Below are 24,410 nucleotides of genomic sequence, written 5' to 3' on the forward strand. Positions count from 1 at the left end.
GCTCAGAGCGCTCGAAGGAATGCGTCCAGCGCCGCGCTGCGGTAGCGCCGGCGATGCACCAGCACCGACAGCTGCCGCTGCAGGTCCAGGAACGGCGTTTTCAGCACCTTCAACCGCCTGGCGGCTACCGCGTCGGTCACCGCCACGGCGGGCAGGCAGGCGATACCGAGACCGGCGACCACCGCCTGCTTGATCGCCTCGGTCTGATCCAGCTCCAGCACGATCTGCCCCGGCGGCAGCCGGGCCAGGGCCCGTTCGCTCAGCGACCGCGTCGCCGAGCCCGGCTCGCGCAGCACCCAGCGGGCGTTGGCGAAATGGTCAGCCGCGAGCCGGCGCCGCTGCGCCAGCGGATGGTCCGGCCGCGCGCACACCACCAGCGCGTCGTGGCGCCAGGGATGCACCTCCAGCTGCGGATGGGCGACCGGCCCTTCCACGCAGCCGACGTCCAGGCCGTGCTCGACCATGGCGCCTGCAATGGCTTCCGTGTTGGCCACGCGCAGTCGGACGCTCACCTGCGGATGCGCCTCGATGAAGCCGCCGAGCAGTTCCCCCACCCGGTAATTGCCCACCGTGTTGCTGGTGCCGATGCGCAGCTCGCCGCCAAGCGTCATCTCGTCCGTGCTGCGACGGCCGAACTCGGCATAGCGTTCCAGCAGCTCCTGCGCCAGCGGCAGCAACTCGCGCCCGCGCGGGTTGAGATGAAGGCGCCCGCGCTCGCGATCGAACACCGGCGCATCGAGCTGATGCTCCATGTCGCGCAGCGCCATGCTGGCAGCGGGCTGGCTCAGGTGCAGTTGCTGGGCTGCCGCCCGCACGCTGCCGAGCGTGGCGACGTAAACAAATACCTCGAGCTGCCGGGGGCTGATGTTGATCATCAGGCAATCTTATACAAGCAATAAGTTATTTGAAGTTTTACTGATGCACGTACCGGCCGATCATGACGCGTGTTCTCGCCGGCCATCGCCATGACCCACCCGTCCGCTCCTGCCGCCGTTTCCAATGCATCCACGGCCCATCGCCTGGCCGCCCGCCTGCCCGGCCTGCTGCTGACGGTGGTGCTGGCCGCAGCCGCCTTCGCACTGGGCCGTCGCTTCACCCTGGTCGGCGGTCCGGTGATCGGCATCGTGCTGGGCATTGTCATCGCCAACGCGATGAGCCTGCCGGCGCGACTGCGCGCGGGCATCCAGTTCGCCTCCAAGCAGGTGCTGCAGTGGTCGATCATCGCGCTCGGCTTCGGGTTGAGCCTGGACCAGGTGGCAAAGACCGGCCTGCAGTCGCTGTCGGTCACGCTGGTGACGATGAGCGTGGCCTTCGTCGCCGCCTGGGCACTGGGGCGCTGGCTGGGCGTGCGCGACGACCTGAAGATCCTGATTGGCGTGGGCACGGCGATCTGCGGCGGCTCGGCGATCGCCGCGGTGACGCCGATCCTGCGTCCGGACGAACACGACACGGCGTTCGCGATCTCCACCATCTTCCTGTTCAACCTGGTCGCGGTGCTGCTGTTCCCGCTGCTCGGCCACCTGCTGCATCTTTCCGACCTGGGCTTCGGCCTGTGGGCGGGTACTGCGATCAACGACACCTCGTCGGTGGTGGCGGCCGGCTACAGCTACAGCCGCGCCGCGGGCGACTTCGCCACCATCGTCAAGCTGACCCGGGCCACATTGATCATCCCGGTGTGCATTGCGCTGGCGGTCGCCGTGGCGGTGCGCGAGAAGCGGCGCGGCGGCAGCGACTTCAAGCTGTCGCGGATCTTCCCGTGGTTCATCCTGTGGTTCCTGGTCGCCTCCGCCGTGCGCTCGGCCGGCCTCGTGCCGGTGCCGCTGCAGGCGCCACTGCACGTGGCGGCGGAGTTCCTGATCGTGGTGGCGCTGACCGCGGTGGGACTGTCGGCCAACCTGCGCCGCATGGCCGCGACCGGCGTGCGTCCGATCCTGCTCGGGCTTGGCGTGTGGGCGGCGGTGGCGGTGAGCAGCCTCGTCGTGCAGCTGGCGATGGGACAGCTCTGAGCAAACCTGCGTCAGCGACTGTGAAAAATCGCCGGCCGCCCCTTCCTGCTCGCGCCATCGGACAGCAGCCAGGATTCGCCGGCAACCTGCGCCGTGCACGGCCCGAGCGTGCACAGGCGGATCGGCCTGCGGCGCGCCTCGGCCTGCAGGCGGGCGAGCATCTCGCGCAGCATGTCGCCATTGAATGGCGTGTAGAGATAGAACACGGTACCGGCTGACAGGTCGGCGTGGCGCACGTCGCCCTGCGCAAACTCGGCTTGGGTCAGGGCGAGTTCCTGCGCGCACTGGCGCGCCGCGTCCACGTAGGCCTGCTGCCATTCGATTCCGATGCAGCGCGCCGGCGACCAGATGGCCGCCAGCAACGGCACGTGGCCCAATCCCGAGCCGAGGTCGATCAGCACGTCGCGCGCGTCCAGCGCCAGCCGGTCCAGTGCATCGACGATGTGCCGCGCCGGCGTGGGCTGGTAGAACACCATGCCCTCGTCCACCGGCACGATCGGCTCGCCGGATTCGCGGATCGCCAGCACCTCGCAGAGCAGGTGGTCGAGATGATCGTAGCGGTCGCTGCAGTCGTCCGCGTCGTGGCGGGAGCGCGCTGGGGTCAGCCAGTGCCGCAGGATCTGCTCGCCCTCGCCGCGACGGATGGCCTGGCGGATCTGCGCGGACAGCGCGTCGTCCACCGCCTGCAGTTCGGCCACGAGCACCTCGGCGCGCTGGCGCAGCAGGTCGTCGCCGGCCGCCGTAGCAAGCCCATGCGCGAGGCAGCTGTCGAGCCAGTCCAGCGCGTCGCTTCGTTCGTGCAGCCGCTCCGGCTCGCGCAGGGACGTGTCACGTTCGAGCGCATCGAGCCGCACGGACAATGCGATCATCGCGGATCAGCACCGAGCCGGCGCTTGCGGCAAAGCCTCATCGACGCCCCTGTTCGGCCAGCGTGAGCGCCACCTTGTCGCGCAGGTACACCGGCAGCGCCAGTTCGGGCGCCTGCGCGCGGCCGGCGAGAAACTCGCCCACGGCCATCTGGGCGATGTGGCTCGCCTGCGGAAACCGTACGCCGTCCGACGACACGATCTTGCTGCCACCAAACCGTCCGCGCAGTACCTCGGCATAGGTGCCCCAGCCACTGCCGACCACGTGCCAGGCCGCTGCCGTGGGCAGCACCAGCGCTTCGGCGGTGCAGACGCGCTCGGCGTCCAGGGGCAGCAGGCCGCCGGCGCCGTCGCGCCGGTAGCTGGCGACGTAAAGCTCGCCCATGCGGGCATCGATGACCGCCAGGATCACCGCGTCGCCGGCATCCAGCGGCGCTTCCATGGCGAGTGCGGCAAGCGAGGAGATCGTCACCACCGGGACATCGAGCGCCATCGCCATGCCCTGCGCCAGCGAGACGCCCAGACGCACGCCGGTGAACGCGCCGGGGCCACGGCCCACGGCGATCGCGTCCAGTGCCTGCCGCGCCAGGCCGGCTTCGGCAAGCAGGGCGTCGGCCATCGGCAGCACCAGCTCGGCGTGCCGACGCGGCGCCAGTTCGCTGCGCGCGATCAGGGTGTCGCCGTGCACGAGCGCGACTGAGCAGGATTCGGTGGAGGTTTCGATCGCCAGGAGCTTCATCGCGGCATTCTCGCATCGGCGGGGAAGCCATGACAGCGCGGCGCGATGACGATGATCGGGCGGCACGCCGCCCGGACAACGACACGATGGGGCCGGACGCAGGCGCGCCGGCCCCCGGGCCCGGTCAGCCCTGCATGTCTTCCAGCTCGATGCCCTTGGTCTCGCGCACCGCCGACAGCACGAAGAACAGCGAAATGAGCGCAAACGCCGCGTACAGGCCGTAGGCAAAGCTCAGGCCGATCTGCGCCAGCGCCGGGAAGGTGGAGCTGATCACGAAGTTGGCCAGCCACTGCGCCGAGGCTGCCACCGCCAGCGCGATCGCGCGGATGCGGTTGGGGAACATCTCGCCCAGCAGCACCCACACCATCGGGCCCCAGCTCAGGCCGAAGAACACCACGTAGGCGTTCGCGGCGACCAGAGCCACCGGACCCACCGAATGCGGCAGCACCAGATCGGCACCGGTGCCGGTGGCCTGCGAGAAGCACCACGCCATCACGCCCAGGGTCAGCGCCATGCCGGCCGAGCCGATCACCAGCAGCGGCTTGCGGCCGATCCGGTCGACCAGCGCAATGGCTACCAGCGTCACCAGCACGTTCACCACCGAGGTGGCCACGGTGATGGTGAACGAGTCGGCCTCGCTGAAGCCCACCGAATGCCACAGGGTGGACGAGTAGTAGAAGATCACGTTGATGCCCACGAACTGCTGGAACACCGATAGCAGGATGCCCACCCACACCACCGGCAGCAGCCCGGCGGCCGGGCCGCGCAGGTCGCGCAGGCGCGGGCGGTATTCCATCTTCAGGCTGTGCGCGATGTCGGCGACCTTCTTGTCCAGCGCACTGTCGCTGTTCATGCCCAGCACCTGGCGCAGCACGTTCTTGGCGTCGGCCAGCTTGCCCTTGGCCACCAGGTGGCGCGGCGACTCGGGCACGCCGAGCACCAGGCCGCCATAAATAAGCGCCGGGATCACCGCGATCAGGAACATCCAGCGCCAGGCGGCGAGCCCGAACGCGAGCGGATTGGCCGCGCCGCCCGCCGCGCCGGCCAGCCACGCGTCACTGAGCAGCGCCACGAAGATGCCCAGCACGATCGCCAGCTGCTGCATCGACCCGAGCCGCCCGCGCACGCTCGCCGGCGAGATTTCAGCGATATAGGTCGGCGCGATCACCGAAGCCACACCCACGCCGATGCCGCCGATCACGCGCCACAGGATCAGGTCCCACACGCCGAAAGCGAGGCCCGAGCCGAGCGCACTGACCGCCAGCAGCAGCGCCGCCACCTGCATCGTGCGCACGCGGCCGAAGCGGTCGGCCAGTGAGCCGGCGTACCAGGCGCCCGCAGCCGAGCCGAGCAGTGCGCACGACACGGTGATGCCGATCTCCCCTGCGTTCAGTCCGAACGAGCCGCGGATCGCGTCGACCGCGCCGTTGATCACTGCCGTATCGAACCCGAACAGGAAGCCGCCGAGCGCGGCTGCCGCTGCAATCACCACCACGCGCAAGGTCGCGTGCTGCCCGCCGTCCGCCGGCGTGTCTGTCATCGCCATCGTGTGCCCCACCCCTTTGTTGAAGTCCGCCCGATTCTGCGCCAGCGCGTTGTGCCGTCCGGCGTGAATACGTATGTACCTTGCGCCGCAGCACGGCTCCCGTTGCGGCACCCGGGCAAGCTTACCCCGGCGGCTGCCACAACTCGACGCGATGCCCGTCGGGATCGCGGATCCAGCCGAAGCGGCCGAATTCGCCCTCTTCCCGACGCTCATCGACCCACACGCCGGCGTCGGCGAGGCGGGCGAGCAGTGCGTCGAGATCGTCGACGCGGAAGTTGATCATGCACGCCTGCGCGGGCTCGCCCAGGTAATCGGAATGGGCCGCGAAAGGCGTCCACAGCGTGTAGCCCGGCCGGGCCTCGTCCTCGGCAAAGATCGCCCCGCCGAAGGCGGAATTCACTTCCAGCCCCAGGTGCGTGGCGTACCACTGGCCCAGTGCGGCAGGATCTCGAGAACGGAAGAAGATGCCGCCCAGACCGATAACCTTCGCCATGACCTGCCCTCGCTAGGTGGATGTGGCCGCATCATCGCCCATCGGCACCCCCGGATGAAGAAACGCCTCCACCTGCGCCAGGTCGCGGGTGCGGGGCATCGGCGGCAGGCTTGCCAGGAACAGCCGGCCGTAGCCCTTGCTGGTGAGGCGCGGGTCGCACAGCACCAGCACGCCCCGATCGCGCACATCGCGGATCAACCGCCCCGCGCCCTGCTTGAGCGCGATCGCGGCGCTGGGCACCTGCCAGCCCATGAACGGATTGATGCCGGCCTGCTCCAGCGCATCCAGCCGCGCGGTGAGCACCGGATCGTCGGGGGCAGCGAACGGCAGCTTGTCGATCACCACCACGCTGAGCGCCTCGCCGGCCACGTCCACGCCTTCCCAGAAGCTGGCCGCGCCCAGCAGCACGCCGTGGCCGCTGCCGCGGAAATCCTCCAGCAGGCGATGCCGGGGCGCATCTCCCTGCACGAACAGCGGCCACGGCACGCGCGAGCGCAGCAGCTCGGCCGCCCGGCGCAGCGCGCGATGCGAGGTGAACAGCAGGAACGCGCGTCCGTGCGAGGCCTGCAGCACCGGCAGCACCGCATCCAGCACGCGGTCGGTGTAGTCGCGCGCGCCCGGGTCGGGCAACCCGGGCGGCAGGTAGCACAGCGCCTGGCGCGCATAGTCGAACGGACTGTCCAGGGTCAGCGTCTGCGGATCGTCCAGCCCCAGCTGCCGCGCAAAGTGGGTGAAGTCGCCGCCCACCGAGAGCGTGGCCGAGGTGTGGATCCACGCCGCCTGGGTGCGTTCGCGCATCGCCCGCAGCGGCGCGGCCAGGTCCAGCGGCGTGGCGTGCAGGGCGAAGCCGCGCGGGAACAGTTCGTACCAGCGCACATCGTGGCCGCGTGCTTCGCCGGCCTGGCCCTCGACGATGCGCTCGAGCCGCTCGCTCAGCGCCAGCGCCCGCTCGTAGACATTGGAAAGGCCACGCGAGCGCTCCGCCTGCGACCCCAGCAGGTCGGCCAGCGCAGCCACCAGCTCGCCCAGTTCGTGCAGGCCCTCGCGCACGGCGGCGCGCTGCTCCAGTTCGTGAAACGCGCCGCGTGCGGGCAGCGCGTCCATCGCCGCGCGCAGCTGCCGCAACGCCTCGTGCAGCGCCTCGATCGGCTCCAGCAGCAATCCGATCGCGCCGGTGACGCCGGTACATTCGGCCAGCGCATCGCGCCCCAGATCGCCAAGCTGGCGCGCACTGACGCTCTGCGAAAAGAACTGGCCCGCGAGTTCCGGCACCTGGTGTGCCTCGTCCAGGATGAACGCCTGCGCCCCCGGCAGGATCTCGCCGAAGCCTTCCTGCTTGAGCGCGAGATCGGCGAACAGCAGGTGATGGTTGACCACCACCACGTCCGCCTCCAGCGCCTCGCGCCGCGCCTTCACCACGTGGCAGTCGTCGTAGAACGGGCACTCCACGCCCAGGCAGTTCTCGGGCGTGGAAGTAACGCGCGGCCACAGCGAGGACTCCTCCGGCACCTCGGCCAGCTCCATCCGGTCGCCGTGGCGCGTGCGCGTCGACCACATCCGCACCGCCGCCAGCTGCGCCGCCTGGGTGCGTTCGAAGGTGGCGCCCTCGCGTACGGTCTGGTCGAGCCGGTACAGGCACAGGTAATTGGCGCGGCCTTTCAACAGCGCAGTCTTCACGCGGCTCCCGAGCACCGAGCGCACGCGCGGCAGGTCGCGGAAGAACAGCTGGTCCTGCAGCGCCTTGGTGCCGGTGGAGACGATCACCCGCGCGCCGGACAACAGGGCCGGCACGAGGTAGGCGAAGGTCTTGCCGGTGCCGGTGCCGGCCTCGGCGATCAGCGTCTCGCGCTCGTCGATGGCATGCGCCACGGCGCGCGCCATCGACTGCTGCGCAGCGCGGGGGGCGAAGTTCGGCAGTTCGGCGGCAAACGGACCGTCGGCACCAAGCAGCGCGCCGACATCGTCGGACGCGGCGTCATCGGGATCGATCATCCGGCAAGTATGGCGGAGGCCACGATGCCCGGCGAGCCAGCGCACCTGCCTGGGCGAACCGCTCACCTGCCAGACGGATTGCCGATAGGCTGTGCGGCGAACGCACGGACCGCAGGGCTCGCTGGTGATCGACGCACTCCACGCACTCGCGCTCGAATACGGCCGGCGGCTTGCGTGCCATCCGGTCGAGGACACGCGGCTGCTCCGGGTCGGCAACATGGGCCCTGGCTGCTGCTGGCCCGGCGGAACCATGCCCGTGGGTGATGGCCGTGGGTGATCGCGATGACTGAGTCGACGCGCACCAGCGGCGACCCTGGAGACGCCGAGACCGCGGTTACGCGCTGGTTCGGGCCGGCGTTCGGGCAGCTCCATCCGCTGCTGCAGTCGCTGCACCGCCACGGCGGCGAGCTGCACGGACCGGTCGCGGTTCGCTTCGGTCGTGGCGTGGCCGGTATCGCCGGGCGGCGGCTGGCGCGCGCGCTGGGCATCCCGACTGACGGCTGCGCGCACCGCATGCACGTGAGCATCTAGCACCGCGACGGAAGCCTGCATTGGGATCGTCGCTTCGACGATGGCAGACGGTTTGCCTCCACCTTTCGTCCCAGCGGTCGATGGCCGGGCGGCTCATGGCCCGAGGACTCCGGCGGTCACGTTGCGCCTGCAGGTGGACGTCCATGACGGCGGCTGGCAATGGCGTTGCGTCGGCGCTCGTCTCGGGTGCTTGCATGTGCCGCTTTGGCTGCTTCCTTCCACGCAGGCGGGCAAGCGCATCGAGGAAGGGCGTTACCGTTTCGAGGTGGGTATCGGCCTGCCTCTGCTGGGCGAAGTGCTCCGCTACGGTGGCCTGCTGCAGCCCGGCGCGGTGCTCAGTAACGGTTGATGCCGGCCTTGTGGCAGGTCTGCACCCACTTGCGGGCGCTGGCGGCACCCGCCGCATCGTCCGCCTGCAGGCGCATTTCGACGATGGTCTGCCAGTTGCGCGCGCACAGCGGACCGAGCTGAGGACCCAGCGTCCACGACTGGTGGGCGAGCCGCTCGGCGGCGGCGAAATCGCGCAGGCGCACTGCCAGCTCAGCGCGCTCCTGCAGCAGGTCCGGCGACTCGGGGCTGAGCTTGAGCGCCTGGTCGAGCTTGGCGGCAGCGTCGGCATACCGACCGGCGCGCTCGTCCGCCGCGGCGGCGTCCTGCAACGCCGTGACCGCCGGCTCACGCAAGGGGCTGACGTCGATGATCGACTTCTCGCGCTCACCCGCCGCACGGATCGCGGCAACCAGATCGTAGTTCGGCCGCGCCGCGGCCACCGGCGGCGTCGGCTGCACGCTCTGGAAACAACCCGCGAGCAAGGCGGGGGCGATCAACGGGAGCAGCGGACGCATGAAGCGGAGGGAAAGTTTCATCGAAGCAGGAGTCGAGGCGGAAAGCGAAACAGGAACGGTCACTGGGCGGGCACCTGGTCGGGCGGCGGCTGGCTGGCGTCGTCGCCGAAGAGATTGCCGACGCGCTGCCAGAAGCAGCCTTCGGTGTCCGGCGGCAGGCTGCCGGCGACCACCGCCAGCTGCCGCGCGCCCTCGCACTCCGGCTCGGTGCGCCGGCCGTCGCTCGGATTGATCCAGGCGAGCTCGAGACCCTCGCCCGGCGCCGCCGACAGCGGCCGCGTGGGCAGCCGTGCGAACAGGTCGCGCCACTCGCGCAGCGCGCCGGTGGCCCCGAACAGCCCGGTCGGCTTGTTGTCGTCCCGGCCCATCCAGAACACCGCGAGGTGCTGGCCGGTGAAGCCGGCGAACCAGCTGTCGCGCATGTCGTTGCTGGTACCGGTCTTGCCTGCGGCATTGAGCCAGGCCAGGCCGGAGTCGCCGATCGAGTGCGCGGTGCCGAACAGCGCGACCTGCTGCATCGCCCAGGTCGTCAGGCGCACCGCCTGCTGGTACTCGCCGCGGCCGGGCTCCACCTCGTAGCGCTTGATCGTGCGGCCACTGCCATCGAGCACACCACGCACCGCCACCAGCGGCAGCGCGTGGCCGTCGGAAGCGAGGTACTGGTAAAGCTGCGCCAGCTGCAGCGGCGCCATATCCTGCGCGCCGATCAACAGCGACGGGCTCGGGTTGATGTCGGTGAAGCCGAACGACTCCAGGAACGCCTTGATCCGCGGCAGCCCTACCGCCAGCCCGAGATGGATGGTGGCGAGATTCCACGAATGCGCCAGCGCGTCCACCATCGGCAGCATCCCGTGGGACTGGTTGTCGTCATTGTGCGGCGTCCACAGGCTGCCGTCGGGCTGACGCATGCTCACGGGGCCATCGTCGAGCAAGGTGGCGAGGTTCCAGCGCGCCGGATCGGTCAGCGCCACCAGGTAGACGAACGGCTTGATGGTCGAGCCGACCGGCCGTTGCGCGTCGAGCGCGCGGTTGAAGCCGGTGTCACCGGGGATCTTGCTGCCGATGATCGCCAGCACGCTGCCGCTGTGCGCGTCGGTGATCACGCCGGCGGACTGCACCTGCTCGCCGCGTTTGCCCAGCGCCTTGATCGTGTTGCTCACGGCCTGCTCGGCATACAGCTGGGCAGCCGGATCGAGCGTGGTGAAGATCGACAGGTTGCCGGCGCGCAGGGTGTCGTCGTCGAAGTCGGCGGTGATCTGGCTGCGCACCAGGTCCATGAACGCCGGAAACCGGTTGTGCGGCAATTGCGCGTTCTCGGCAATGCCCAGCGGCGCGGCCTGCGCCGCATTGGCCTGCACCGGGGTGATCAGCCCGGTGGTGAGGAACTGCTGCAACACCAGGTTGCGCCGCTGCACCGCGTGCTTGGGATAGCGCCGCGGGTCGTAGTAGCTCGGCCCCTTGACCATGCCCACCAGCAGGGCGATCTCCTGCGGGCGCAGATCCTCGAGCCGGCGTCCGAAGTAGAACTCCGATGCCGCCGCGAAACCGTGCACCGCCTGGCTTCCCTGCTGGCCCAGGAACACCTCGTTGATGTACGCCTGCAGGATGCGCGCCTTCGAGTAGTGCGCCTCGATCAGCAGCGAGAGGATCGCCTCGTTGAACTTGCGGGTGAGGTTCTGGTTGCGGTCCAGGAACAAGTTGCGCACCAGCTGCTGGGTCAGCGTGGACCCGCCCTGCACCGTGTGCCCGGCGCGCAGGTTGGCAAAGGCCGCGCGCGCGATCGCACCGAAATCCAGCCCGATGTGGTGCTTGAAGTCGCGGTCCTCCACCGCCTGCAGGCCGCTGACCAGCAAAGGCGGCACGTCGTCCAGGCGCACGATGCGCCGCTCTTCCTGCTGCACGCCGTACAGCGTGGCAATGCGCGCTGGATCGAGATGGGCCAGCGCAACGGGCTTGCCGCTGGCCGCATCGACCACCGAAGCCACTTCGCCGCGCCCCAGGGTCACGGTGATGCGCTTGGGCAGCTCGCCGCCGTCCGGCCCGGCGAAGCCCCGCGTGGCGATGGTGTAGCGCGAACCGTGCCTGGCCCAGCGCCCGGCCACCTCACCCTTGCCGTCGTTGCTGTAGCCGGCGAAGGTCAGTTCCAGCTCCAGCGAGGCCGGCGTCATCGGCACGCCATGCGCCAGCGCCAGCGGTCGCGCATAGACGCGGGTGGGCACGGCGAACACCAGGTCGTTGAAACGATCCTGCACGCGCTTGTTGAGAATCAGCGTGTAGGGAAGCAGGAAGCCGAAGAACAGCCCCAGGCAGATCCAGAACGGAATGCGGATCCACGGCCACGCCGCGCGCGCAGAAGATTGAAGGCGGGTCAGAAAGGCCAACGGTGGGGTTCCGGGGAAAAGCGAGGTCCGATGATAGGCCCTGCCACCCGGCGCGAATATGAATGCTCCGCCTCCCGGCATGGCGCCGCGCGGCCGATTGCCGGCGCTTGCGCTGACACGTCGCCGCCGGCGGCGCCGACCACCGCCTCACGTAGGGGCAGGCGTCAGCGCACGCTCGTCCAGCAGCCCGCATCGGGGCGAAACGGGCGCGGCACGATACCGAGCTGCCCGGTCAGCTCGCCATTGTCTGCCACCAGGTCGCGCTCCAGCCGACTCAGCGGGCCACGCAAGTGCGGCACCCATCGCGCGCCCATGCGCAGCAGCGACCCGGTCAGCGGCACCGACACGGTGGCCACCGGCAGGCTGGCGCGCACGCGCGCGAACATCTCTGCCGCCGTGAGCCGCTCGCCACCGCCGATCTGCAGCACCCGTGCACCCGCATGACCCGGCCGCAGGGCAGCGATGGTGGCCAGTGCCAGGTCGTCCGCGTGTACCGGCTGGCGCAGTCCGCGGCCGGCGGGGAGCGGAAACACGCGCAGACGCATCGCGCGGCGCGCCATCGGCGTGAGGCTGCGATCGAGACCGGCGCCATACACCAGCGTCGGGCGCAGGATGGTCAGCGGCAGGCCGCGCCGCACGCACGCTTCGGAGAGCGCGCGCTCTCCTTCGAGCAGCGTCCGGGCGACGGCGCGCTCGGCCGGCACCTGCGAGTCTTGCTTGCTCTGCGCGCTCATCGAACTGGTCGCCACAACGTGCGGCGCACCCTCCAGCGGCACTTGCGCCAGCCAGCGTGCGAACGGCAGCAGCGGCCCGTAGCTGATCACTGCGGAAAAAGGCGGCCACGTCGATGGCAGCGGCGCCGGCAGCTGCCCGACCACCCACTGCACGCCGGTGGGCAGCGCGCGCGGCGCGCGACTCACCGCGAGCACGTCATGTCCTTCGGCGAGCAGACGCGGCAGCAGGAAATGGCCGATCTGGCTGCTGCCACCGAACACCAGCACCGCCACGCGCTCAGGCCCCCGCAGCGAGGCGAACCGACAGCTCGCGCAGGCGCGCGTCCTGGGGGGCGAGCTTGCGTGCGCGGTCCAGCGCCTGCGAGGCGCCGGGACGATCGCCGCCGTCGAGCTGCTGCTCGGCGCGATCAAGCCAGGCTGTCACCAGCCGCTGGCGCAAGCGAGCCTGGCTGGGATCGCCCGGCGCGAGGTCGGCCAGGTTCGCCAGCATCTCGCCGGCGACCGGCAGGCGGCCGTCGCCCAGCGCCTGGTTGAACAGCCGCACCACCGTGGCCGGCAACGCCTGCAGCCCCTCGCGCGCCTTGGCGTCGTTGCCGTCGATGGCGAGCGCGCGGCGATAGAGGTCATACGCGCTCTGCCCCGGCGGCAGCATGATGTCGCCGCGTTGCGCGGCTGTATCGGCCTGGGCAACCAGCGTGTCTACTTCGGCCTGCTGCGCAGGCGACAGCAAGGGTGGCAGCAGGCCCTGGTCGGCGTCCGAAGCGGCGTCCTGCGCGGGTGCGGTATCTCCAGTCGCGGCGCCCGCCGGGGGCGGTACGTTCGTGCTGCCGGCGTTCTCGCCCAGGCGCGCGCGCGCCGCGGCAAGGTCGGCGGACTTCGGCGCCAGCGCCGCCGCCTGGTCGAGCAAGGCAGCAGCCTCGCCGGCATCGCCACTGTCGAGCATCGCGTTTGCGCGCACGATCAGCGCCTGCACCACCTTGCCCAGCCCGGCGCGGGCGTCGGTACTGTCGGGGTCGAGCTTCAGCGCATCCTGGAAATGGCGCAGCGCGGTGTCGTCGCCATCACCGCTGATGCGCCCTGCGCGCAGCGCGTCCATGCCTTGCGACACCGCCTGGTTGACTGCGTCGTCGTGCGCGCGCTGTGCCTGCGCCTGGGCCGCGCGCAGCGCCGGCAGGTCACCGTAGCGGGGCAGCAGCGAGGCCAGTTTGTCGATGCTGGCCGCCGCGGCCGTGGCATCGCCGGCGTCGAGCGCCTGGCGCGCCTGCGCGGCATAGGCACCACCGACCTGGTCGAGCCCGTGGGCAGCCACGGCGTTGTCCGGGTCGGCGGTCAGCACGCGCGCAAACAGCGCGGCGGCCCCGTCGCCACCATCGAGCCGGCCTTCCGCCAGCGCCTGGCGTGCCCGATCGACCAGATCGTCCGCATGCACGTGCGACGCGCGCGCCTGGGCGATGGCGTGATCGATCTGGTCGACCTCGCTGCCACCGCCGAGCAGTTCGCGCGCGGCCGAGGCCGAGCGCGCGGCCTCGTCGAGCTGGCCCGCGCCGAGCTGGGCCTGCGCCTGGGCCAGTTCGGCCTGGCCAACGCTGCGCAGCCCGGCCAGGGCGCGATCGTTGTCCGGCTCGAGCGCCCGGGCCGCCTGGAACAGCTCGCGCGCACTGGTGCCGTCCGAGCCGTCCAGGTGGCCCGCCTCGAGCGCCGAGGTGGCCCGTGCGAGCACGTCGTTGAAATCGGTCCGCGGCACCATCCCGCGCAGGCTGTCCTGGTTCAGCCACAGCACCGTGATCAGGCCCACCAGCAACAGCAGCGCCAGCGGGATCAGCCAGCCGCGACGGCTCGACTCCGGCGGCGCGTCTGCCGGTGGACGTGCGGCGGGTGCGGCGGCGCGACGGCGCGGCGGCTCCATCGCCACGCGCGGCAGGTCGTCCGCCGGCGCCGGCGGGGGTGGCGGCCGATGCAGGTCATCGAGGTTGCCCAGAGTGGGCTCGGTGCGCCCGTGCGGGCCGCGCTGGTCTTTGCGTCCGCTCATGATTCACGGCTGTGGATGAAACCGCCGCAGCTTAGCATCGCGCCACTGCGCCACCGCGGGCGCACCGCGGTGGCGTTCAACTGCCAGCCGGCTCAGCGTGCGCCGATCCGGCGCGCGTCGACGACGTTGCTCAACGCGGTCAGCCGCGCCAGCAGGTTCGACAGCTGCTCGTAGTCGCGCACGCGCAGGGTGAACCGCATGTCCACCTCGCCGGTGCGGGCGAACATGCGGCTGGAGGAGGCGATGATCGGGATATTGGCGTTGCTGATCACCGCCGTGACGTCCTTCTGCAGCCCCTTGCGGTCGTACCCGTGCAGTTCGACGTCCACCTCGTAGGCCTGCGCGGCCAGTCGGCCCCAGCTGACGTCGATCACCCGGTCCGGATCGCGCCGGGCCAGCCGCGCCAGCGACGCGCAGTCGGCCCGATGCACCGACACGCCGCGGCCGCGGGTGACGAAGCCGCGCACCGGATCACCCGGCAGCGGCTGGCAGCAGCGCGCCAGCGAGGTGAGCAGGTTGCCCACCCCCTCGATGCTCAGGGCGCTGTGGTCGATGGCCGGCGCACGTGCCACCGTCGGCGGCGCGGCAGGTGCCGGCTCCGGCGGGTGCGCGGCCTCCTGCAGCACGCGGGCGATCTGGCCCGGGTTCACCTCGCCCAGGGCCAGCGCGATCAGCAATTCGTCATGCGTCTGCAGGTGGAACTGCGCCGGCAGCGCCGAGAGGTCGGCGTTGAGCATGGCCAGGCGGCGCAACTCGCGCTCGAGCATGGCGCGCCCGGCAGCGAGGTTGGCGTCGTGCGCGATGCGACGGAACCACGCGCGTACCTTGTCCCGCGCGCGCGAGGTGTGCAGGTAGCCGTGATGCGGCGATAGCCAGTCGCGGCTCGGCTCGCCGACCTTGGCGGTGAGGATCTCCACCCGGTCGCCGCTGTGTGGCTGCCAGGTCAGTGGCACGATTCGGCCGTTGACCTTGGCGCCGCGGCAGCGGTGGCCGACCTCGGTGTGCACGTGGTACGCGAAATCCAGCACGGTGGCACCGTGCGGCAGGTCGAACACCTCGCCCTTGGGCGTGAGCAGGTAGACCCGGTCTTCCACCAGCTCGGTCTGCAGCTCCGCCGCCAGCTCGCCCTCGCCCTCGCCGCGCGGCTCGAGCAGCTTGCGCATCCAGGCGATCTTGTTCTCGAACTCGGCGTCAGCGCCGCCGCCCTCCTTGTAGCGCCAGTGCGCGGCGACGCCCAGCTCGTTGGCGCGGTGCATCGCGTGGGTGCGGATCTGCACTTCCAGCGTCTTGCCGTGCGGGCCGACCACCGCGGTGTGCAGCGAGCGGTAGCCGTTGGGCTTGGGCCGCGCCACGTAATCGTCGAATTCGCCGGGCAGGTACGGCCACAGCGCGTGCACCACGCCGAGCGCGGCGTAGCAGTCGGCCACGCTGTCGACGAGGATGCGCACGGCGCGGATGTCGTAGAGATCGGAGAACGCCAGCGCCTTGCGCTGCATCTTTTTCCAGATCGAATAGATGTGCTTGGGCCGGCCGGCCAGCTCCGCACGGATGCCGGCGGCGCCGAGGGCGGTGTCGAGCTCGGCCAGCGACTCGCGGATGAACACCTCGCGATCGGTCCGCCGCTCGTCCAGCAGGCCGGCGATGCGGCGGTAGGTGTCCGGCTGCAGGTAGCGGAAGGCCAGGTCTTCCAGCTCCCACTTCAATTGCCAGATGCCGAGCCGGTTGGCCAGCGGCGCGTGGATGTCGCGGGTGAGCCGGGCCAGTTCCTGGCGATCGTCCTCCGGCAGCTCCGCCGCGGCGCGCATGCGGGCCAGCTGCCGCGCCAGCAGCACGAACACCACGCGCAGGTCGCGGATGATCGCCAGCAGCAGGCGCCGCAGCCCCTCGGTGCTGCCGGCCGAAGCCCGCTGCGCGTGCAGCGCCCACACCTTCTCGGCCGCCAGCTGGCCTTCCACCAGCCGGCGCAATTCCGGCGCCAGCGTTCCGGCGCGCGCCTCGTAAAGCGACGGCGCCGCCTGTGCCAGCGCAAACCACAGCGCCGCGGCCTGGGTCTGCGCGTCGCAGCCGAGCATTGCCAGCAGATCCAGCACGTCGGCGTTCTCGGACTGCGCCAGCGGCGCGTCGGCGCATGCGGCCAGGGCTTCGCGCAGCACCTCGGGCAGCTCGTCGCGTCGCGCCTGCCAGGGCGCGAGCGAAGGGGCGCTGCCGTGTGTGATCGGGATCATTGCGGTGCCGTGGGAACGGGCCGCCATTCTAAGCGAGGCCGGCTTCGGTGCGGCTGCGGTGCTCCGGCGTGTCGCGCTCGGCTACGCTTGGCGCCGCCCAACGCCACCACGGTAGCCCGCCATGCGTCTTGCCCACCTGATCATCGCCCTGCTGTTTATCGTGCCGGTCATCGCACTGGCGCAGTCCACGCACGCGCCGTCATTGCGCGAACGCATGGGACAGGCGCAGTTCCAGGCGGCGGGGCTGGGCAAACTCTCGCCTGAAGAACTGGCGCGGCTGGAATCGTGGCTGGCGGCACATCCGCAGACTGAAACCCGCATGGTGAGCGCCACCGGCAAGCCGGTCTTCTATGCCGCCAGCGCCCGGCGGCAGGCATTCGAAGCGCACGTGGACGGCCATTTTGCCGGCTGGACCGGCCGCAACCTCATCACCCTCGACAACGGCCAGCAATGGCGCCAGCGCGGCTCCGACCAGCCTGCCTGCAACAGCAGCGACAACGCGCTGGCGAAGGTGAAGCCGAGCCTGTTCGACAGCTGGCTGATGTACGTGAAAGGCTGCAACGGCAGCGTCCATGTCGAACGGGTGAAGTAGCCGCGCTCAGCCCTGCCCCAGCGCCTCCAGCGCACGCGCCAGGCGCTTGGCCGAGACCGGCTCGGCGGTCTTGAGCTCCTGCGCGAACAGCGACACGCGCCACTCCTCGATCAGCCAGCGCAATTCATCCAGGCCGTCATGGCCTTCGGCGCGATGGTTGAGGTAGGCGCGCCAGTACGGCAGCACCTGCAGCATGCGCTGCTGGTCCTTGGAAGGATCCTGGCGCAGGCGTTCGGCGCGCAGCCGCATCGCCTTCAGATACCGCGGCAGGTGGGCCAGCCGGGGAACCGGCAGTTCGCGACTGAAGCCGGGCGTCAGCAAGGCATCGAGCTGCTCGTGCAGGTCGTCGTAGCTGGCCTTGGCAAAGCCCATCAGCGGCGGCTCGAGCCAGGGTTTCATCTCCGCCTGCGCCTCGATGATCGGCTCGGCCAGTTTCAGCCGCTCCACCGCACAGGCAAACACCTCGCGCGCGGCCTGCGTGCGCAACGCCTCGAAAGCCCCGGCCGTGCGCACGTCCAGGTCATGGCGCTCCAGCAGATCGGCGAAGCCGCCTTCGACCAGGTCTTCGCGCAGGCTGTCGATGCTGCCCAGCGGAGCGAATTTGAGCGATAGGGCATTGGCGATCGGCAAGCGGCGGCGCGCCTGTTTCATGTCGCTGGCCAGCGCGTTGCGCAGCAGCCGGATGACGCCGGCCCGATGCGCTTCGCCGGCCTCGTCGCGACGCTCGAACACGCGCAGCGCCACCGTCTCGCCGAGGTCCACCAGCGCCGGGAACGCGAGCAGTCCACCACTGGATCGCACCTGCGCGGGAATTTCCTCGAAATCCCACGTGGCCACGTCCTCGCGGGTCAGCTCCACGTCGGTCTTGCGCGAGAACGCCTCGCGCGCCTGCCCCTCCCACTGCGCCCGCAACGCGGCGAGGTCGCGACCGGCAGCCAGCGTGCGGCCGCCGTCGTCGTGCAGGCGGTAGCGCATGGAGAAATGCGGCGGGAGTTCGACGGCAGCGAATTCGGCCGCGGTCACCTCGACCCCGGTGGTGCGCTTGAGAAAACCGGCCAGCGCGCTGGCCAGCGGCTCGTCGCGCGGCGCCTCGGCCTCCACGAACGCACGGGCGAAATCCGGTGCCGGCACGAAGTTGCGTCGCTGCGCCTTGGGCAGGCCGCGGATCAGCTCTGCGACCTTCTCGGCGAGCAGGCCGGGCACCAGCCACTGGCAGCGCGCGGCAGGCAGTGCATTGAGCATGGCCAGCGGCAAGTGCAGGGTGACGCCGTCGGCGTCGTCGCCGGGGACGAAGCGGTATTCCAGCCGATAGCGTTGCGGCCCGAGCTCCATGGCCGCCGGAAACGCCTTCGGATCCAGCCCCGCGCCGCCCACCATCACGTCATCGAGCGACCAGCGCAGCGCCGCCTGCTCGGCCGGACGCGCCTTGCGGTACCACGCTTCCAGCGCGCGGCTGCTGGCGATGTCCCCGGGCAGCTTGCCGTCGAAGAACGCAACGAGCTCGTCCTCGTGGCGAATCAGGCCCTCGCGCCGCTGCTTCGCCTCGATGCCGCGCGCATCCTCAAGCACACGCGCATTGGCGCGCAGGAAATCCACCTTGGCCTCGATGTCGTTCCGCGCCAGCGCCTCGCGCAGGAAGATCTGGTGCGCCAGCGGCGGATCCTGCAGCTGGAACGTGACCGGCCGCCGCTCCACCAGCGCCAGCCCGAACAGGCTGACCTGCTCGTAGGCGACCACGCAGCCGCGCTTCTTCGACCAGTGCTCGCCGCTGCAGCTGGAGCGCAGCAGATGCGCCGCCTGCTGCTCGATCCAAAGCGGCTCGATGCGGGCGCACATCATGCCCCACACCTTGCCGCCGATATCGAGGATCTGCGCGGCGAACACCCAGTTCGGCGGCACTTTCGCCAAGGCCGAACCGGGGAACACCTGGAACTTGCGCTCGCGGGTGGAGCGGTAGACGCCCTTCTCGTCCTTGCGTCCGACCTGGGTCGGCAGGCCGGCCAGCAGACTGCGGTGGACGGCTTCGAAAAGACGCGATGCCGCGGCGTCCGGATCGAGAACAGGCCTTTCGCGTTCGCTCCCTCTCCCCGCCGGGGAGAGGGTTGGGGTGAGGGGCGGGTGTTCGCGACGAAGTGAGATATCCCGCTTTTCCGGTTGATGCGCTTTCGCCCTGCTACGCCTTATTCGCGAGCCTGCCCCCTCACCCCGGCCCTCTCCCCGAGGGGGAGAGGGCGCAGAGCGGTCGGTTGCCGCACTATCAAGCGACCACCCCAGTTCCCCCACCACCAGCAACAGCTGCCGATGCAACTCGCGCCATTCGCGCATGCGCAGGAACGACAGGAAATGCCGCGAGCACCAGTCGCGCAATTTTGATTGCGTCAGCTCTTCGCTGGCGTCGTGATACCCGCGCCACAGGTTCAGCACGCCGACGAAATCGGACTTCGGATCGGCAAACACCGCATGCGCCGCATCGGCTTGCTGGCGCGCATCCGCCGGCCGCTCGCGCGGATCCTGGATGCTGAGGAACGACACCACGGTGAGCAGCTCGCGCAGGCAGCCGAGCTTCTGTGTCTCCACCAGCATGCGTGCCAGCTGCACGTCGATCGGCAGGCGCGCCAACTGGTGACCGATCGGCGTCAACTCGCGGCGCTCGTCGATGGCCGAAATCTCGGCCAGCCGGCGATAGCCGTCCGCGACCACCCGCGGATCGGGCGCCTCCAGGAACGGGAACTGATCCACGTCGCCCAGCTTCAGCGCCAGCATGCGCAGGATCACGTTGGCCAGCGACGAGCGCAGCAGCTCCGGATCGGTGTATTCGGCGCGGCTGACGAAGTCGGCCTCGTCGTACAAGCGATAACAGATGCCCGGTCCGATGCGTCCGCAGCGCCCCTTGCGCTGGTTCGCCGCGGCCTGCGAGACCGGCTCCACGTGCAGCCGCTCGAGCTGGCTGCGCTGGCTGTAACGCTTCACCCGCGCGGTGCCGGTATCGAGCACGTAGCGGATGCGCGGCACGGTGAGCGAGGTCTCCGCCACGTTGGTCGCCAGCACCACGCGGCGCTTCGGGCCGGGCTTGAACACGCGGTCCTGGTCGCCCGCGGACAGGCGCGCGTACAGCGGCAGGATCTCGGTTTCGCGGTATTGCCGGCGCGACAGCAGCAGATGCGCGTCGCGGATCTCGCGCTCGCCGGGCAGGAACACCAGCACGTCGCCAGGCCCGCCGCCGAGGCTGCGGTCGGCGATGATCTCGTCGACCACGTGGGCGATGTGCTCGGCGCTGCCCTGCTGCATGTCGCCGCGCCCCTTTCCGGCGACGTCGCCGTCGACCGGACGCCAGCGCACTTCCACCGGGTACGCGCGACCTTCCACCGAGACCACCGGCGCGTCGTTGAAGTGCTCGGCGAAGCGCGCGGTGTCGATGGTCGCCGAGGTGACGATGATCTTCAGCTCCGGCCGCTTCACTGCCAGGCGCTTCAGGTAGCCAAGCAGGAAATCGATGTTGAGGCTGCGCTCGTGCGCCTCGTCGATGATGATGGTGTCGTAGCTGGACAGCCACGGATCACCCTGCGTCTCGGCCAGCAGGATGCCGTCGGTCATGAACTTCACCAGCGTGCGCTCGGACACCTTGTCGGTGAAGCGCACCTGGAAACCCACCTGATCACCGATGCCGGTGCCCAGCTCCTCGGCCACGCGGTTGGCCACCGAGCGTGCGGCCAGCCGGCGCGGCTGGGTGCAGCCGATCATGCCGGCCTCGCCGCGCCCGGCCGCCAGGCACAGCTTGGGCAGCTGGGTGGTCTTGCCCGAGCCGGTTTCGCCGGCGATCACCACCACCTGATGCTTGCGGATCAGTTCGACGATCTCGTCGGCGCGCGCGGTGATCGGCAGCGACTCGTCCAGCCGGATCGCCGGCTTGGCCGCCACGCGCGCCCGGCGCTTGGCCGCCGACGCGTCGATCGCCGCGGCGAGCGCGTCGAGTCGGGCCTGATCAGGCTGGCGCTGCAGCCCGCGCCAGCGCCCGAGCAGGCGGCCGAAGTCGCGGCTGGACACGCCGTCGAGCGCCTGGCGCAGATCGCGCAGGCGGGTGGCGGGAGCAACGTCGGTCGATGGAGGCGAGGGATCGGTCATGGGACCGCACATGATAGCGGCAGGCTATGAGCGGCATCGGAAGGATTCATTTCCCGTAGCCACGCCGGCGCACTACCCTCGGGGTCCGAGATTGCTTTCGTCCCTTCCACCCATCCCAAGGAGCAGATCATGGCCATGAACATCGGCATTGCGAAAAAGGATCGCGAGACCGTTGCCAAGCAGTTGTCCAAGCTGCTGGCGGACACCTACTCGCTGTACCTGAAGACCCACAGCTTCCACTGGAACGTGACTGGCCCCCAGTTCAACAGCCTGCACGTGATGTTCGAGACCCAGTACAACGAGCTGTGGCTGGCGGCCGACGAGATCGCCGAGCGCATCCGCACGCTGGACGTGTTCGCGCCGGGCTCCTACAGCCAGTTCGGCAAGCTCAGCTCGGTGAAGGAAGAGGCCGGCGTGCCGGAATGGAAGGACATGGTCGCCCAGCTGGTGGAGGGCCATGAAATCGTGGCGCACACCGCCCGTGGCACCATCAAGGCCGCTTCCGACGCGGGCGACGAGGGCACCGCCGACATGGTCACCGGCCGCCTGAAGGAGCACGAGAAGACCGCCTGGATGCTGCGCTCGCTGCTGCGATAAGCGCCGCGGGGCGTTGATGGGAAAAGCGCGGCGCCCTCGCCGCGCTTTTTTTTGCCTGCTGCGGCCAGCCGGCCCGCTCGCCCGGGCGCGGACTGACCTCGGGCTGACCGCGCCCAACGCCCCGCATTGGCCCATGGCGCCGCATTCGGTAAGCTCCCACGGCTTTCCGGCCTTGTTTCTGGAGGCTATCCACGGGGATCCCCTTGCGCGCCACACCGACCACATCCGACAGCCGGCATCCGCTGCTCATCGCTCTCCTGCTGGCACTGGTGGTGGCAGCCATGAACATCGGGTTGTGGTGGTGGGGCAACATTCCGCGTGGCCCCGACCCGTGGCACGGCCCCATCAACGGCTTTTCGGTCTCGGTCTTCCAGCGTTACCAGAATCCGCTCAAGCAGGATTTTCCGTCCGACGCCGAGATCGACCGGGATCTGAAGCTGCTGCGCAAGTACACCGGGCGCATCCGCACCTACTCGACGCTGGAAAACCCGCAGATCTACCGCCTCGCCGCGCACGACGGACTGCAGGTGATGGCCGGCGCCAACATCGATACCCGCCTGCGCAACAACGAGCGCGAGATCGAGCAGCTGATCGCGCTGGCCAACCGCTACCCGGACACGATTGAGCGGGTGATCGTGGGCAACGAGGTGCTGTTCCGCGGCGACCTCTCGCCGGAGCAGATGATCCGCTACCTCGACCGGGTGCGCGCCCACGTGCGCCAGCCGGTGTCTATCGCCGAGCCGGACTACATCTGGATCAAGTATCCGGAGCTGGCCGAGCATGTGGACTTCATCACCATCCATCTGTTCCCGTTCTGGAACGGCATCGGCACCAACGTGGACCCCGACCGCGACGATGCGTTGAACGCCGCCCTCGGCGCCTACGACAACATCCAGCGCATGTATCCGGCCAAGCACATCGTCGTCGGCGAGATTGGCTGGCCGTCCAATGGTGATCGCCAGAAGTACGCGCGCCCGTCGGTGTCCAACGAGGCGATCTTCATCCGCCACTGGCTCAATGCGGCCAAGGCGCGAAACATCGACTACTACCTGCTCGAAGCGTTCGACCAGCCGTGGAAGGAAAACCTCGGCGAAGGCCGCACCGGCGCCTACTGGGGCATGTTCAACGCCGACCGGCAGATGAAGTTCCCGTTCACCGGCCCGGTCACCGAAGACACCGGCTGGCCGTGGAAGGCGTTCGCCGCGAGCCTGCTGGCGCTGATCCCGATGGTGTGGTTCGGCCGCCGCTTCAGCCGCTTCAAGCTGATGGGCCGGTTCTTCTTTGCCGCACTGATCCAGCTGGCGTGCGGGCTGATCGTGTGGTCGGCCACGCTGCCGTTCAATTTCTACCTGAGCTGGGTGGACTGGACGATGCTGGTGCTGCTGTTCCCCGCGCAGATCGCGATCCTCGCCATTTTGCTGATCAACGGTTTCGAGTTCACCGAGGTGCTGTGGCGCCGCAGCTGGGTGCGCCACGCCGGCATGCTGCGGCCGGACATCCCGGAGAAGCAACCGTTCGTGTCGATCCATCTGGCCTGCTACAACGAGCCGCCGGAGATGGTGATCGTCACGCTCGATTCGCTGGCCGCGCTCGAGTACGACAACTTCGAAGTGCTGGTGATCGACAACAACACCAAGAACCCGGACGTGTGGAAGCCGGTGCAGGCGTACTGCGAGCAGCTCGGCAAGCGCTTCCGCTTCTTCCACCTGGAGCCGTGGCCCGGCTTCAAGGCCGGTGCGCTGAACTTCGGCCTGAAGGAAACCGACCCGCGCGCCGACGTGGTGGCGGTGATCGACGCCGACTACGAGGTCCGCCACGACTGGCTGTCCAGCCTCACCGGCCACTTCCACGATCCGAAGGTCGCCGTGGTGCAGTGCCCGCAGGCACATCGCGAGTTCGAGAACAACACCTTCCGCCGCATGACCGCGTGGGAGTACGACGGTTTCTTCCGCATCGGCATGCACCACCGCAACGAGCGCAACGCCATCATCCAGCACGGCACCATGACGCTGATCCGGCGCGGGCCGCTGGTGGAAACGGGGTCGTGGTCGGAGTGGTGCATCTGCGAGGACGCCGAGCTCGGGCTCCGGCTGTTCAACGCCGGCCACGCCGCGGTCTACGTGGACGAGCCGCTCGGACGCGGCCTCACGCCCGCGGACTTCACGGCCTACAAGTCGCAGCGATTCCGCTGGGCGTTCGGCGCCATGCAGATCCTGCGCACGCGCCTGGGGTGGCTGCTCAAGCCCGGCCGTCTCACCTGGGGCCAGCGGTTCCACTTCCTAACAGGCTGGTTCTCCTGGTTCGCGGACGCGCTGCACCTCGTGTTCACCCTCGCCTCGCTGGCCTGGACCGTCGCCATGCTCGCCAGGCCCGGCACGTTCACGCTGCCGCTCAACCTGTTCGTCGTGCCGGTGCTGGGCTTCTTCGTGTGCAAATCGCTGTTCGGCATCGTGCTGTACCGGGTGCGCGTGCCCTGCGGCTGGCGCGACACCATCAGCGCGGCGATCGCCAGCATGTCGCTCTCGCACGCGATCGCGCGCGGGATCCTCAAGGGCCTCGTGACCAAGGAACATCCGTTCACGCGCACCGCCAAGAGCCGCCGCATGCGCCGGCGCCCGAACGCGTTCGGCGCGATCCGCGAGGAGCTGATGTTGCTGGTGGCCCTGGTGCTCGGCGCGCTCGGTATGGCGCTGAACTTCGGCCTCGCGAACT

The 24,410-nt window shown here is 69.7% G+C and carries 18 protein-coding genes; 6 read left to right on the plus strand and 12 right to left on the minus strand.

Annotated features, from left to right (window positions below; translation table 11 throughout):
* Positions 1-2 precede the first annotated feature (2 nt).
* Positions 3-875 (minus strand): LysR substrate-binding domain-containing protein, encoded by an 873-nt coding sequence (locus VFG40_RS00600; RefSeq protein WP_324893800.1) that lies wholly within the window; start codon positions 873-875, stop codon positions 3-5.
* A gap of 90 nt (positions 876-965) precedes the next feature.
* On the opposite strand from VFG40_RS00600, the gene VFG40_RS00605 reads away from it, so the two are divergent.
* Positions 966-2,006, plus strand: coding sequence for a YeiH family protein (locus VFG40_RS00605; protein WP_324893802.1), 1,041 nt, complete (start codon positions 966-968; stop codon positions 2,004-2,006).
* 11 nt (positions 2,007-2,017) lie between these two features.
* On the opposite strand, the gene VFG40_RS00610 is transcribed toward VFG40_RS00605, so the two are convergent.
* The 5 genes from VFG40_RS00610 to yoaA form a co-directional block, all read right to left on the minus strand.
* A complete protein-coding gene (locus tag VFG40_RS00610; protein WP_324893804.1) occupies positions 2,018-2,875 on the minus strand; it encodes a class I SAM-dependent RNA methyltransferase in 858 nt (285 codons plus the stop codon).
* 37 nt (positions 2,876-2,912) lie between these two features.
* The gene (gene tsaB / locus VFG40_RS00615; protein WP_324893806.1) at positions 2,913-3,611 is read right to left on the minus strand and encodes a tRNA (adenosine(37)-N6)-threonylcarbamoyltransferase complex dimerization subunit type 1 TsaB; all 699 of its coding nucleotides are present in this window, start codon (positions 3,609-3,611) and stop codon (positions 2,913-2,915) included.
* 124 nt (positions 3,612-3,735) lie between these two features.
* On the minus strand, positions 3,736-5,157 hold the full coding sequence (locus tag VFG40_RS00620) for a sugar porter family MFS transporter (protein WP_324893808.1): 1,422 nt from the start codon (positions 5,155-5,157) through the stop codon (positions 3,736-3,738).
* A 121-nt stretch (positions 5,158-5,278) separates the two neighbouring features.
* Positions 5,279-5,650: a VOC family protein gene (locus tag VFG40_RS00625; protein ID WP_324893810.1), complete on the minus strand. Its 372-nt coding sequence runs from the start codon at positions 5,648-5,650 to the stop codon at positions 5,279-5,281.
* Positions 5,651-5,662: 12 nt separating this feature from the next.
* Positions 5,663-7,642 (minus strand): DNA repair helicase YoaA, encoded by a 1,980-nt coding sequence (yoaA, locus tag VFG40_RS00630; protein ID WP_324893812.1) that lies wholly within the window; start codon positions 7,640-7,642, stop codon positions 5,663-5,665.
* A 282-nt stretch (positions 7,643-7,924) separates the two neighbouring features.
* On the opposite strand from yoaA, the gene VFG40_RS00635 reads away from it, so the two are divergent.
* Both VFG40_RS00635 and VFG40_RS00640 read left to right on the plus strand, forming a co-directional pair.
* A complete protein-coding gene (locus VFG40_RS00635; protein WP_324893814.1) occupies positions 7,925-8,173 on the plus strand; it encodes a hypothetical protein in 249 nt (82 codons plus the stop codon).
* Between the two features lie 121 nt (positions 8,174-8,294).
* Complete coding sequence (locus tag VFG40_RS00640; protein ID WP_324893816.1) at positions 8,295-8,522, plus strand: DUF4166 domain-containing protein; 228 nt, start codon at positions 8,295-8,297, stop codon at positions 8,520-8,522.
* Here the strand turns inward: VFG40_RS00640 and VFG40_RS00645 are convergent.
* The 5 genes from VFG40_RS00645 to VFG40_RS00665 form a co-directional block, all read right to left on the minus strand.
* Positions 8,509-9,039, minus strand: coding sequence for a tetratricopeptide repeat protein (locus tag VFG40_RS00645; protein ID WP_324893818.1), 531 nt, complete (start codon positions 9,037-9,039; stop codon positions 8,509-8,511). The two genes, VFG40_RS00640 and VFG40_RS00645, sit on opposite strands and share 14 nt — an antisense overlap.
* A gap of 38 nt (positions 9,040-9,077) precedes the next feature.
* Positions 9,078-11,399: a penicillin-binding protein 1B gene (mrcB, locus tag VFG40_RS00650; protein ID WP_324893820.1), complete on the minus strand. Its 2,322-nt coding sequence runs from the start codon at positions 11,397-11,399 to the stop codon at positions 9,078-9,080.
* Between the two features lie 164 nt (positions 11,400-11,563).
* Positions 11,564-12,406, minus strand: coding sequence for an SDR family oxidoreductase (locus VFG40_RS00655; RefSeq protein ID WP_324893822.1), 843 nt, complete (start codon positions 12,404-12,406; stop codon positions 11,564-11,566).
* A gap of 4 nt (positions 12,407-12,410) precedes the next feature.
* A complete protein-coding gene (locus tag VFG40_RS00660) occupies positions 12,411-14,162 on the minus strand; it encodes a tetratricopeptide repeat protein (RefSeq protein ID WP_324893824.1) in 1,752 nt (583 codons plus the stop codon).
* A 92-nt stretch (positions 14,163-14,254) separates the two neighbouring features.
* Positions 14,255-16,387 carry a RelA/SpoT family protein gene (locus tag VFG40_RS00665; protein WP_324893826.1) on the minus strand — a complete coding sequence of 711 codons (2,133 nt, stop codon included), beginning with the start codon at positions 16,385-16,387 and terminating at the stop codon, positions 14,255-14,257.
* 121 nt (positions 16,388-16,508) lie between these two features.
* Here VFG40_RS00665 and VFG40_RS00670 point away from each other — a divergent pair, with 121 nt between their 5' ends.
* Positions 16,509-16,979 carry a hypothetical protein gene (locus tag VFG40_RS00670; protein WP_324893828.1) on the plus strand — a complete coding sequence of 157 codons (471 nt, stop codon included), beginning with the start codon at positions 16,509-16,511 and terminating at the stop codon, positions 16,977-16,979.
* 6 nt (positions 16,980-16,985) lie between these two features.
* Here the strand turns inward: VFG40_RS00670 and hrpA are convergent, their stop codons facing one another.
* Entirely contained in the window at positions 16,986-21,101 is a 4,116-nt protein-coding gene (hrpA, locus tag VFG40_RS00675) for an ATP-dependent RNA helicase HrpA (protein ID WP_324893830.1), read from the minus strand.
* A gap of 129 nt (positions 21,102-21,230) precedes the next feature.
* Here hrpA and VFG40_RS00680 point away from each other — a divergent pair, with 129 nt between their 5' ends.
* Complete coding sequence (locus VFG40_RS00680) at positions 21,231-21,698, plus strand: Dps family protein (RefSeq protein WP_324893832.1); 468 nt, start codon at positions 21,231-21,233, stop codon at positions 21,696-21,698.
* 281 nt (positions 21,699-21,979) lie between these two features.
* The coding region (locus VFG40_RS00685; RefSeq protein WP_324893834.1) for a glycosyltransferase at positions 21,980-24,410 on the plus strand (2,431 nt) is incomplete at its 3' end.

The sequence above is a fragment of the Dyella sp. genome, assembly GCF_035685805.1.
GTDB lineage: Bacteria > Pseudomonadota > Gammaproteobacteria > Xanthomonadales > Rhodanobacteraceae > Dyella_A.